Origin of the sequence: Anaerocolumna sp., from assembly GCF_032079385.1 — a bacterium.
Lineage (GTDB): Bacteria > Bacillota > Clostridia > Lachnospirales > Lachnospiraceae > Anaerocolumna.
In genome coordinates this window covers 66,459-79,129 of sequence record NZ_DAMAUC010000001.1, presented here as the reverse complement: position 1 = coordinate 79,129, position 12,671 = coordinate 66,459, and the positions used below count along the sequence as shown (strand labels likewise).

At 34.8% G+C, this 12,671-nt stretch carries 10 protein-coding genes; all 10 read right to left on the bottom strand.

Annotation, left to right across the window (positions count from 1 at the left end):
* Nucleotides 1-11 precede the first annotated feature (11 nt).
* The 10 genes from RT261_RS00365 to RT261_RS00320 all read right to left on the bottom strand — a co-directional run bounded on the left by RT261_RS00365 (nucleotide 12) and on the right by RT261_RS00320 (nucleotide 12,354).
* The gene (locus RT261_RS00365; RefSeq protein ID WP_313127909.1) at nucleotides 12-587 is read right to left on the bottom strand and encodes an Ig-like domain-containing protein; all 576 of its coding nucleotides are present in this window, start codon (nucleotides 585-587) and stop codon (nucleotides 12-14) included.
* Nucleotides 588-902: 315 nt separating this feature from the next.
* On the bottom strand, nucleotides 903-986 hold the full coding sequence (locus RT261_RS20970) for an SHOCT domain-containing protein (protein ID WP_313128542.1): 84 nt from the start codon (nucleotides 984-986) through the stop codon (nucleotides 903-905).
* 169 nt (nucleotides 987-1,155) lie between these two features.
* Entirely contained in the window at nucleotides 1,156-1,365 is a 210-nt protein-coding gene (locus RT261_RS00355) for a cold-shock protein (RefSeq protein ID WP_313127908.1), read from the bottom strand.
* 403 nt (nucleotides 1,366-1,768) lie between these two features.
* The gene (locus RT261_RS00350; RefSeq protein WP_313127907.1) at nucleotides 1,769-3,352 is read right to left on the bottom strand and encodes a response regulator transcription factor; all 1,584 of its coding nucleotides are present in this window, start codon (nucleotides 3,350-3,352) and stop codon (nucleotides 1,769-1,771) included.
* A 21-nt stretch (nucleotides 3,353-3,373) separates the two neighbouring features.
* Nucleotides 3,374-5,107, bottom strand: a complete 1,734-nt coding sequence (locus tag RT261_RS00345; RefSeq protein WP_313127905.1) for a cache domain-containing sensor histidine kinase — start codon at nucleotides 5,105-5,107, stop codon at nucleotides 3,374-3,376.
* 26 nt (nucleotides 5,108-5,133) lie between these two features.
* Complete coding sequence (locus RT261_RS00340; RefSeq protein ID WP_313127904.1) at nucleotides 5,134-6,594, bottom strand: extracellular solute-binding protein; 1,461 nt, start codon at nucleotides 6,592-6,594, stop codon at nucleotides 5,134-5,136.
* A 365-nt stretch (nucleotides 6,595-6,959) separates the two neighbouring features.
* Complete coding sequence (gene xylB / locus RT261_RS00335) at nucleotides 6,960-8,432, bottom strand: xylulokinase (protein WP_313127903.1); 1,473 nt, start codon at nucleotides 8,430-8,432, stop codon at nucleotides 6,960-6,962.
* A 119-nt stretch (nucleotides 8,433-8,551) separates the two neighbouring features.
* Nucleotides 8,552-9,592, bottom strand: coding sequence for an NAD(P)-dependent alcohol dehydrogenase (locus RT261_RS00330; protein ID WP_313127902.1), 1,041 nt, complete (start codon nucleotides 9,590-9,592; stop codon nucleotides 8,552-8,554).
* 258 nt (nucleotides 9,593-9,850) lie between these two features.
* A complete protein-coding gene (locus RT261_RS00325; protein WP_313127901.1) occupies nucleotides 9,851-10,831 on the bottom strand; it encodes an ABC transporter permease in 981 nt (326 codons plus the stop codon).
* A gap of 29 nt (nucleotides 10,832-10,860) precedes the next feature.
* Nucleotides 10,861-12,354 (bottom strand): sugar ABC transporter ATP-binding protein, encoded by a 1,494-nt coding sequence (locus RT261_RS00320; RefSeq protein ID WP_313127900.1) that lies wholly within the window; start codon nucleotides 12,352-12,354, stop codon nucleotides 10,861-10,863.
* Between the last annotated feature and the right edge of the window lie 317 nt (nucleotides 12,355-12,671).

Genomic DNA, 12,671 nt, shown 5'->3' with positions numbered 1-12,671 from the left:
GAAAATTTAAACTAGTCTAATGAAACCTGCTCTTTTTCAACTAGCTTACCATCTTTAAATACAATACTGGCACTTGATATTTCATCGTCTCCATACCAGGTATATACCTCAGATGTTGTTTTTCCACTTTTGTCCTGATCTTGAGTTACTAGCATCCCCTCTGCACCGATGGTTTTAACTGCCTCTTCATAGCTCATATTTTCTTTCAAATTCTCATATGAACTTAATGTAATATGCGTCTGTTTTTCGGATTCCTTTGTCGATGCTATCGCCATCACTATAGCCTTTTTCGGCTTTGATACATTAATTTCACATTCAATTTTTTGTTTACCAATCTTTGCGGTTATTATGGCTTTTCCAACTTTCTTTGCCCTAATCTTTCCCTTAGAATTAACCGCTACTATTTTCTTATCGCTACTGTACCATTTCACTGGTTTTTTATTGTCTAAAACCTCCAACTGATAAGTTTCTTCTGGCATTAATGCAACACTTTCACTGTTTAGCTTTGCTGCCTGTACAATATTTGCCGATGATAGCGAAACTAACATAATTATAATGGCTGTAATTATAAACTTACATTTTTTCATCTGTTCATCCCCTTTAACAATAATTTTGTAATCTTATATATTTTATTATACCATAATATTACACTACTTCAATCTATAATCATGGCATAAAGGATAAATTCTTTGAGTCTAATACCAAAATAACAACTTCAGTTTTCAGAATAATCTATTGCAATTACTACCATCCCATCTTTTCTTCTGCTATTCTACAATTCCTCCAATATTTGATGCATATTCATTAATGTATTTAAAGTGCCCTCTTCTTTTCATAAAAAAAGCACTTACCGGAGTAAGCGCCTACCTTATACAACTAGTAATTTAAATTCTATCCAATTTCTATAAACCAAGCAATTGTTTTTTCTTTAAATCAAATTCTTTCTGTGTAATAATGCCTTCATCAAATAATTGTTTATACTTAATTATTTCATCAGCACCAGAAACCTGACCAACATTATTTGTACAGAGTACAAGGCAGAAAAAAGTCAGGGCAGAATAATATTCTGCCCTGTAAAACTTACTATTATAGATACAAATTTTATATGGATAAAATAATAACAGTACATCTAATAATTTGTTTTATTTTTTAGGTCTACGCTACACAAACATTAGTAGCTTTAACCTTTCTGCTCTTAGGATCTCTTTCAAGATCAAAAGTAACCCTTTGACCTTCATCAAGACTCTTATATCCATTGGAAGAAATTGCTGAAAAATGCACAAATACATCATCTCCTCCGTTTTCGTCGGTAATGAACCCAAATCCTTTTTGTGAATCAAACCATTTTACTATACCGTTATTCATATACGATACCTCCATTATAATATTTGTATCAAATTAAATAAAAAAGCTGACACAAATACAAATCAGTTAAAAGAACGACTTGTATGTAGGTCAACTCTAATAATTTTTTGATTACTTTACAAGAATATCACAGTTTAAAGCAAAAATCAACTAAACATTTACAGTTTATTAAATATCTTTCCATCTCATCTTCCCGCCTTAACATTTCCTTCTCCAACGTTTCAATTGATGGAAGAATCTTAGCCCATCCTCGCAATTCCAAATACATAATGCTGCAATTCTATTATAAGTCTTGTTAAGTAAAATATCAGAAAAGAGAGGCAGAAATAATCTGATATGAACCCTGTCTAGGGTACTGCCTCTCTTATTATAGAAAAGTTTTCTATAAATTATATTTATTTATCTATTGTTTATCATATTTACTACGATATTCCGTTACTGTCATACCTGTATACTTTTTAAAGGTTTTACTAAAATACTGTGGATCATTAAACCCTATCTCATATACAATATCATTAATTGTAGCTTGAGGATTTTTAAGAGCCTGTTTTGCCTTATCAATTCGTACAGAATTTAGATAAGAAGAAAAAGTTCTGCACTGCTCTTTTTTAAAGAGTACAGAAAAATAATATTTTGAAATTCCTACATAACCTGCTATGTCTTCCAAAGATACTTTTTTGCTGTAATTATCATCAATATATTGTATTGCTCTCTTTATTAGAAATTCAGAATTATCTACTCTATTATTAGAATTCTCATTTATAATATTATCCATAAAACCCCTTATGGCACAAATTACTTCTGTTAATTCTTCAGAATTCATTACTTTCTTCTGGAATATAAAGATATCCTTATCCTCCTGAAAGCAACTGTCAAATCTCTTAAAAATGTCATTTATCATATGGGATAATTCCAGTTTTACTTCAAGGGAATTGCTTCTTTGCCTGTTAAGCACTGCCTCAATTTCATCTATTTTATTATGAATGGAGTCGCTGTCAGCCTCCTCAACATACTGGCATATTTCCTTAACCAGAGCTGCATCATAAAGAAAAGGGCTGTCAGAAGGTTTCATTATATTATCCATCGTCAAATGTTCCCCCTCGGATACATAGAACATATTATCAGATGCCTGATATATCCAATCTATATGATTTCTGCTTTCTTCTATAGTATCAGTGATTGGAGAATTTGCGCTTTTAAATCCCAGATTAAAATATTGTTTCAGCGTATTTCTCATATAATTGATGTATTTTTGAATTTTAACTTCATTTAAATTTGCCGCCATTGCAAAACAAGTAACGGACTTTCCAAACTGTTTTGTAAAAATACCTACATTTTCATCTTGAAATTTAGTAATAATCAGTTCCAATGATGCCGCTATTATGTTGGCAGTCTGATAGTCAGAATTCTTTTCAGCCTTTAAGCTGGAACGAAAATCAAATTGTATAAAGCAATACTTCATTGTGTTCCATTCAATATTTACTTTTTCAAATTCTTCACGGACCAGTTCTATGCTTCGATTACTACTTAATAAAAGTCCAAGCAGATACTCCTGCTGCTTTCTAAGTATTAGCTTATTGTTCTGATTTTCAGCGGTCTGTCCGGTAATAGCATCTAACTTTTTCTTCTTTTCCAGTATAATCTTTTTTAACTCTTCTTCCTCCATTTCAGCCTTTAGTATATAGTCGGAAACTTGTAATTTAATCGCTTTTTTTGCATAGGAGAAATCATCATAACAGGTTAAAAATATGATTTCCGTATTAGGGTTATACTCTTTAATTTTTTGAGTCAGCCACAACCCATCCTGCTTAGGCATCTTTATATCAGTTATTACAAGATCCGGCTTAAAAGCTACATATTTTTCAAATGCTGACTGACCGTTTCCTGCTTCTGCTACAATCTCAAACCCTAATTCCTCCCAGTTAATCAATGCTTTCACACCAATACGTACCAGCATCTCATCATCTACAATCATTATTTTATACATACTCTTCTCCTTTATCAAACACTATAAAGTGTTATCCGGTACACTAATGATAACAGTTGTTCCAACCCCCACAGTGGAAATAATCTTTAGTCCATATGCATCGCCCAAATACAATTTTAATCTTTGATTTACATTATTTAATCCAACCTTACTAAATCTGTTAATGTTCTGTTCCTGTTTAAAAATCTTATCAAGTACTTCCTTTTCAATTCCGTTTCCATTATCTTCTACAACTATTTCAATATGGTTTTCTTCTCTTCTGGTAAATATGCGAATAACGATAGGCTCTTCCCTGTCTTCTGCTTCGTCTATTCCATAAATCAAAGAATTTTCAACAATAGGCTGTAGAATCAGCTTTGGTATATTCAATAATTTATGTTCTTCTATAATGTCATAATGAATTTCAAATAACTGATTAAACCGTAGTTTTTGTATCAGGAGATAATTCTCAATATAAGCTATTTCTTCTTCCAGGGTTATCATGTTATTTCCAAAACTAATACTTACTCTTAACAGTTTAACTAATGCAACCAGGGCATCTGAAATACTGTCCTCTCCTTTTATCTTCGCCATCCATCGTATAGTATTGAGGGTATTATATAAAAAATGAGGATTGATTTGGGCATGCAGAACTTCCAGTTCCAACTCATTTTTATTGTGTTCCACTGCTACAATATCGTCCATTAAATTTTTTATCTGATTTACCATCTGATTAAAGCTGTCACTCAAATCATCCAGTTCATTATAGACATTCGATTCTACCCGGACATCTAAGTTTCCATCTTCAACCTTTTTCATTTGATACATCATTATTTCTATGGGCTTTGTTATTTTCCTTGCATAGATATACGCTGCATTAAACATAATCACAAGTGAAATCACACCTCCAAGCAGAGTATATAATTGCATCTTATTTAAATCAGAATATAGCACAGCCTCCGGTACTGTTTTTACAATATACCATTTACCGTAATTAAAGGAAGTATAAATAGCCACATATTTCTTTCCATCCTGGTAATAGCTGATATAATTAGGTTTATCATCTTGTATCATTTTATTAAAATAACTGGATTTGCTGCTGTCCGCCGTTATAAAATCATCATCTGAGGAAACAATCATATTTCCCAGATTATCATAAATAACTACCTTACTTTTTTCTTCCTGTAAATCACTAATGGCTCCCGCTAATACACTTTCATCTACTTCAATATTAATAAATCCCAGTTCTTTTAGAGAATAAACATCTATAATTTTTCTGCCCATAGAAAAATATCGTTTTGTCATATTCCCGGAAAGGATTTTTACCTGCTTTTCCTTTGTAGGAAACCAAACAATTTCTCCAGTGGTATCATCTAATTCAGAGCGGGGAAAGCTCTTTACACCATCTTGAAGTTCTGCCCCAACCTGCAGGTATCCGCTGGGTGTAATTACATAAATGCCTTCAATGTTATTGTTAGAAATATAGAAACTATATAACTTATCTACAAGCTGCTCCTTTTCACCCGTTTTAATGTCATTGGTTAATTCAGCGTTGGATATAATGGAGTTTGACATATTTTCAACAGAATTTAAAATATAGTCAATATTATTTGCCACAACTTCTACAGATTGTTTTTCCGATTCACCAAATTGTTTTCTCAGGGTATTTTTAAAATTTTGAAACATTGCCATAAAAATAATTAAAAATACGATAATTAAAAGGGAGGTGGCTTTGATAAATTGTCTGCGAAAACTATTCTTTCCTTTACCTGTCATGTTTTATCTCCGTTTAACGTTTTTAATCAGCGGCGTTCACTCCATTGACTCTTCATATTAATAGAAACACTTCTTACAGATAGGTCATTTTGCACCATATCATATAAATTGGTTATCATCACATCTTCAAAATCATAACCATTTTTCAACTTAGGTCTATAATAAGCATACTCTTTTTTCTGGGACATAACCACTGCTGTTACCTGGGGCATGGTTTGGGAATATTCTTTTTCAATCTTTTCTATTAAAGCCGTTCTAGTTGGAAGGGTTCCCCCATCCTTTTTTAAAAATGACTTCATCTGAACTTCGGGAGAGGTTGCCCACACGATGAACATCCAGGCTGCCAACTTTTTTTTGCTGCTGGCATAGCTGTTAATACCAATACCTGAGCCCCCATAAATATTAGCACTCCTTACAGAGCCTTTTGGTAAAATACTATACCCAACCTTACCTGCAACCTCTGAATTCTCCACGGCAGAAATGTTTTCATCCCAGTTTATCATCATAGCAGCCTTGCCTTCCGTAAATACAGCTGCTGCTTCCTCCCAAGTGTATCCCTGTTTATTATCAGTATTTAATGCTATTATGTCTTTGAATTTTCTCAATGCTGTTTTAAATTCACTAGTCTTTGACAGCAGTTCATTTGCTGTACTTGTTCCAAAATTAAATATCTTATCATTCGAAAAATAGTTGCCGCCATAAGCACTAAGAATAGTTGAAAATGCTGTATAAATGGAATTATGCCTGGCAGACATGGTTATACTCCCAAACTTTACATCTGTATTCAAAACATTAGCAGTTATCCACTTAGAAACTTCTATATATTGGTCCCAGGTAAAATATCCGCTGGCAGGATCCGGATCAAAACCAAGGTCTTTTATCATCTCTTTCCTATATTCATCAAAAATATCTTTTCTGTAAAATAGAATCATTGTAGTAGAATCAAAAGGAATGGTATATAACTTTTCACTGTCTTCAAAATAGGAGCAGATCTCCAGCTGCTCTTTTATAAAGCTGTCTATGCCTCCTACAATATGGGGAAGTGACGGATCTTTTTCATAAATATTCAAATCCTCCAGTCCGTCAGAAAATCGGTTCAGCGTCTTATAAGGATCCACATAAATTAAGTCATATTGGGCTGTTTTTGAAATAAATTCCATATTGATTTTTTCTTCCAAAGTGTTAAAATCCATACGTTTTATATTCACTCTGATACCTGTGGCTTCCGTAAACTTTTCAACTTCTTTAGACAAAACATTAGCATTAATATTATCTTCGCAGATGAAATTAAGAATAACTCCCTCATTCTGCCTCCAGTCAAAATCCCCAGGTGCTTCTACATTGCCAAACTCACTGCTGTTTTCACCAAATAGTGCCACTTTCGTTTGAGCTTGTTCCACCTGTTTTGAGCATCCAGTGGATAAAAATATAATAATACAAAAGAATGCAAGTAATGGTCTAATGCTTTTGCAATTACGCCATCCCATGATTCATCCTCCTTTACATTTTATACAGGTAAAATATTTATCAAAATCTATTATAGGTTATTTCACAAATTTAATGTTAAATCACTTAGACGAATTATGCAATATGTTTTGAATTATGTTATAAATTCCCATTATTTTTGCAAATACTGTCCAATATTTTGAAATGCAAAAAATACGGATGTATATATTCCATAATTTGATCAATTTCAAGCAATCGGATAAACTGTAATTATCACAGGCTGAGTTGGTCAGGCAGATTATATACAACCGTATTTATTTTTTATTATGTTAAGGATGCCGTTACTTTACTTTCCTGTCAATCGGATATTCCCAATCCGCTTCACTGCTTGATGATGTTAAAATATTTAATCAGCAATTTCCTGAAACAGCCCTTTCACAGTTGGGTAGATTTTTGCAAACTGAGTATACTTTTTTTCATACTTTGCGGCTATCTCTTCATCAGGTACAACTGTATCCACTATTTTTACAATCTTTAAAGCGGCTTCTTCAACATTTTTATATTCCCCACATGCGACAGCTGCCAGTATAGCACCTCCTAGGGCGGGACCTTCTTCACTTTCTAATATTTCAACTTTAATGTTTAATACATTGGCAAATATTTGTCGCCAAAGAGTGCTTTTTGCACCGCCTCCTGATATTTTTGTTTTCTCTATTTTTACACCAAGAGCTTTTACTACTTCGAAAGAATCTCTGATTGCAAAAGCAACTCCTTCTAATATAGCCTGTGTCATATCAGTTCTAGCAGTATCCATAGTCAAACCTATGAAAGTACCTCTGGCATTGGGATCATTGTGTGGAGAACGCTCTCCCATTAAGTAGGGCAAAAAGAATACATGATTTTCACCAAGATTCGTAATCTTCTCTTGTTCTTTTGTATAATCTTTTGTACCAATAATGTTATCCATCCACCATTTATTACAGGAGGCAGCACTTAACATACATCCTAACAGATGATAATTACCGTCTGCATGGGCAAAGGCATGTAAGGCATTGTACTTATCCACACTAAACTTTTTGCTGGAGATAAATATGGTGCCGGAAGTACCAAGTGATACATTGCATAAGCCGTCACCAACTGTACCGGTACCAATTGCTGCCGCGGCATTATCTGCTGCTCCGGCTGCAATTTTTACTTCCTTACTTAGTCCAAACTTTTCTGCCAGTTCAGGTTTTAATTTTCCAACCACATCATAACTTTCATATATCTTAGGTACCTGTCCTTTTGTAATACCACATATTTCAAGCATTTCTTCGGACCAGCACTTATTCTTTACATCAAATAGCAGCGTTCCGGAAGCATCTGAAACATCCGTACAAAATGTACCTGAAAGTTTATAAGCAATATAATCCTTGGGCAGCATGATTTTATTTATTTTGATAAAGTTCTCAGGTTCTTTGTTCTTTACCCAAAGAATTTTTGGTGCTGTAAAACCAGCAAAAGCAATATTGGCAGTATAGGAAGACAACTTATCTTTGCCTATTACCTGATTCAGATAATCCGTTTCCTCCGTACTTCTTCCGTCGTTCCAAAGAATCGCCGGGCGAATCACATTGTCCTTCTCATCCAGAATAACAAGTCCATGCATTTGACCGCCAAAACTAATACCTGCCACTTTTTCTTTGTCGAAATTCTCCGTTAATCCCACAATACCTTCACACACTGCATTCCACCAGTCTTCCGGTTGCTGTTCTGACCAACCAGGGTGTGGAAAACTTAGGGGATACTCTTTTGAAATACTGTTAAGAATTTTACCGTTAGCTTCCATTAGCAAAAGTTTTACGGCTGAGGTTCCTAAATCAATACCAATATAATACATATTAACCTCGATTCCGGTGCTTTAGCACCATTTAATAATGAAGCAATTTTGGGTGCACAGGCACAAATTGTGCCCCACAAATTTCCGGTTGAAAAAGCTTTATTTTTCAACCTATCACCTTATCCTATTTTAATAACAGCCTTTACCACATCATTTTTGTTGTTTATTACAAAGTCAAATGCTTTTGCAGTATCTTCAAAATCAAATTCATGAGTAACAATGCCGGATACGTCTATAATGCCCTCACTAATGGCTTTTATGGCTTTGGGATATATATTTCTGTAACGGAATACTGACTGAATAGAAGCTTCTTTTGCCATAATTTTCGCAAAATTGTATTCAATAATATCTTCCGGTGCCATTCCTACCAGTACAATGGTACCACCGCGTTTCACAAGGTATGCTGTCTGTTTGATAGTAATCTTACTGCCGGCAGTTTCAATAACAACATCCACTCCATTTCCCTTTGTGATTTCATCCATTTTAGCGGCCGCATCTTCTTCTTTGGCATTAATTACTCTCGTAGCACCCAGTTTCATTGCATATTCAAGTCTTTTTGGCATTACATCTACTACAGTAATGTCCGTAGCCCCATATGCCTTGCAGGCTAATAAAGTTACAAGTCCGATACAACCGGACCCTAAGATAACAACGGAATCCCCAAGTTTAACATTTCCCTGTGCTGCTGCATGCATTCCTACTGCTAAAGGTTCTACAAGTGCACCTTCTTTTGTTGTAATGTTAACCGGTAATTTGAAACACATATTAGCGGGAAAGGCAATATAGTTTTCAAGACAGCCATGATAAGGAGGCGTTGCAAGGAATTCAACATCGGGGCAGAGATTATATTTCCCTGTCTTACAAAATTCGCACTGTCCGCAGGTACAGCCGGGCTCTAAAGCCACCTTATCTCCTAAGTTTAAATGAGTTACATTACTTCCCAGTCCAACCACTTCACCGGCACACTCATGACCAAGAATGAAGTCCCCATCTACTACAAAATCACCAATAGAGCCATGTTCAAGATAATGTACGTCTGATCCGCATATTCCTACATACTCAAGCTTTACCAATACCTCATTGTCTTTAATACTTGGTACTTCTACTTCTCGCATTTCCATTTTGTTTAACCCGGTCATAAACACTGCATTGTTTTTCATAGTATCTCTCCTTTATATTAGATTATTTTATAGATTTTATAAAGTAATAAGTTTTTTAGCTGGATAAAAGTTTCCATTTGAATCATTTATTTAGCAAACGCTTCTTAAAATTAGTGTTTTAAATTAGTATCTTAAATGAGCCTCTTATTTAAATATCTTTGTTATTTAAATATTTTTGTTATTTAAATATCTTTGATATTAAAACATTTTCAATATTTGGTAAGTTCTGAATTTGTAGATTTTATAATGTCAAAATGATTAAGCCGCTTTTTTCTCCTCAACAAGAATTACTTTTTTTGTCTTTCTTGTCTTGGATCTGATGTCCCAAATAACTGCTAAGGCTATAATAACTGCTTTTACAATCTGCTGAATGTAAGAATCCACTCCTACCAGGTTCATAATATTATTTAAGCATCCAATAATCAGCGCACCTGCCAATGTTCCCATTGTACTTCCTACACCGCCTGAAAAGCTTGTTCCACCAACGATTGCCGCTGTTAATCCTTCCATTTCGTATCCAATAGCACCGTTTGGCAGTCCTGCATTTACACGGGACATAAACAAAATCCCCGCAATACCTACTAAGATACCGTTAATAACAAAGACAAGATACTTATTCTTTTTCACCTTGATACCTGCTGCCACAGAAGCTTCCTCATTGCCACCGATTGCATATAAGGAGCGTCCCAGTCTTGTGTGTCTTAGCACATACCAGATAATAATTGTGATTGCAATTGTAATAAGAATGGATATAGGCACAGGTCCGATATATCCTTGTCCGAATATAACATATTTCTTTAGCTGTAAGATGTTTTGTCCATTTGTTATCAATAAAGCAACTCCACGGGCTACCTGCATCATTACTAAGGTTGCAATAAACGGAGGTGCATTTAAATTGGTAATCATTAAAGCATTAATTAAGTTACAGGCAACTGCTACTGCTATGGCTACGATTACTGCTATGATCAGTGAACCTGTTGCCTGATAGGACATAATTGACAAGACACCGGATAAAGCAAGTACAGATCCTGATGATAAATCCAGCATACCACTGATAATTAATAGCATCTCACCATAGGCTAAAATAGTACTTACAGCCAGCTGTTTCATAATGTTGGATAAATTGCTGGATGATAAAAAGTTCTTATTTAATATACTGCACAGAAAAATCATGACAAATAATACAATAAATATAGAATACTTCTCCTTAATGGAAGTATTTTTAAATTTCTCTCTCATTCTTAACCTCGATTCTTGCGCTTTAGCGCCTATACGGTGCTTGTTGCATATTTCATTATGGCTTCCTGGGAAAATTCATCTCGATTTAATTCCCCGGTTATTTTACCTTGATTCATTACATATATCCGGTCACACATACCAATTAGTTCCGGCAGTTCTGAAGAAACCATGATAACCGCTCTGTCTTGTTTCGCCATTTCAACCATAAGCTTATAAATTTCGAATTTGGCTCCCACATCAATACCTCTGGTAGGCTCATCCAATATTAAAACCCTGGGATCCCTTAGCATCCATTTCGCCAGTAATACCTTTTGCTGGTTACCGCCGCTTAAGGATTGTATAGGGGTATCTAGAGTAGGGGTTTTAACATTCATTTTTTTAAAGTACTCTCCCACGATTTTACGCTCCTCTTTTTCATGAGCATAACCGCCATAGATTACTTTTTCCAAACTGGAAATACTTGCATTCTCCATAACGCTTCGGATTGGAATAATACCATATCTTCTTCTGTCCTCCGACAGCATTACCATCTTTTGCTTTATGCTGTCTGCAACACTCTTAATTACCACCTTTTCCTTATTAATCCGAATCTCTCCTGATGTAATAGGATCGAGTCCAAAGACAGCCCTCATTACTTCTGTTCTTCCAGCACCTACAAGTCCTGCAAACCCAACGATTTCACCCTTTCGAACATAAAAATCAATATCTTTAAAAATACCATCGCTATACAGGTCTTTCACTTCTAATAGCTTCTCGCCTATTTCTACTTCCTCTTTCGGATAAACATTTTCCATTTTGCGGCCCACCATTAAAGAAATTACCTGATCCATAGTCATTTCGCTGGCAGGATGACTTTCTACTACGGTTCCGTCACGAAAGACTGTAATGTCATCCGCTATTTGAAAAACTTCATCCAATTTATGTGATATATAAACAATACTGACACCTTTCTTTTTCAGTTCCTCAATCTTTTTAAAAAGTATTTCTATTTCTCGCTGGGTAATAGATGAGGTGGGTTCATCCATAACAATGATTTGTGCATTATTGGAGACGGCCTTAATGATTTCTAACATTTGAATATCTGATACAGTCAAAGTCTTTAGCTTTTGTGTAGGTTTATAAGGCAGTTTTTCAGCCTCCAGGAATTCAATAGTTTTCTTCCTTAAAAGCTTCCAATCCACCTTACCGGTCTTTGTAACCGGAAGCCTTCCCAGAAATAAATTTTCTTCTATGGACATTTCCGGTACATAGTTTAATTCCTGCGCTATCATTGCAATACCATGCTGTCTGGCGTGAATTGGATTCTGAATTTTAACCGGCTCTTCATCAATAAAGATCTGTCCTCCATCCGGTTTATAGATACCGTTGATTATTTTCATTAAAGTGGATTTTCCTGCTCCATTTTCTCCGCAAAGAGCATGAACCGTCCCATGTCTTACTTCAAAATCAATTTTATCTAAAGCCTTAACACCCGGAAAAGATTTCTCTATCTTAGAAACCCTAAGCTTAATGTGGTGTTTCATTGTCCTGCCTCCCTATTTTATTACAAACTTATGTTTTCTCTTGCTTCTGACTAAACTATAGCATCTCTTACCTCATATCAGAAGAAACAGGATTTCTTAGTTCGTGTAATTTATTATGAAAATTTTCGTTAATAACTTAACTATGTAATATATTGTGATGAAGATGCAAAATATTGTGATTTAACCTCATTAAGTAAGTCCCTATCCACCACTTCAATGCCGGAAAGGCTAAGTGGTGGTTGGGGGCTTACTTGTGTCAGAAGGGGTGCAAACTCTTTCTAACAATCTGCGATAGCATCTATGAGGTTATGAGCAAG

Bases quoted from the DNA above. Each gene is read 5' to 3' on its own strand.
- RT261_RS00345 (WP_313127905.1), bottom strand. From the start codon at position 5,107: ATGACAGGTAAAGGAAAGAATAGTTTTCGCAGACAATTTATCAAAGCC.
- RT261_RS00320 (WP_313127900.1), bottom strand. From the start codon at position 12,354: ATGAAACACCACATTAAGCTTAGGGTTTCTAAGATAGAGAAATCTTTT.
- RT261_RS00330 (WP_313127902.1), bottom strand. From the start codon at position 9,592: ATGAAAAACAATGCAGTGTTTATGACCGGGTTAAACAAAATGGAAATG.
- RT261_RS00350 (WP_313127907.1), bottom strand. From the start codon at position 3,352: ATGTATAAAATAATGATTGTAGATGATGAGATGCTGGTACGTATTGGT.
- RT261_RS00325 (WP_313127901.1), bottom strand. From the start codon at position 10,831: ATGAGAGAGAAATTTAAAAATACTTCCATTAAGGAGAAGTATTCTATA.
- RT261_RS00365 (WP_313127909.1), bottom strand. From the start codon at position 587: ATGAAAAAATGTAAGTTTATAATTACAGCCATTATAATTATGTTAGTT.
- RT261_RS00340 (WP_313127904.1), bottom strand. From the start codon at position 6,594: ATGGGATGGCGTAATTGCAAAAGCATTAGACCATTACTTGCATTCTTT.
- RT261_RS00355 (WP_313127908.1), bottom strand. From the start codon at position 1,365: ATGAATAACGGTATAGTAAAATGGTTTGATTCACAAAAAGGATTTGGG.
- xylB (WP_313127903.1), bottom strand. From the start codon at position 8,432: ATGTATTATATTGGTATTGATTTAGGAACCTCAGCCGTAAAACTTTTG.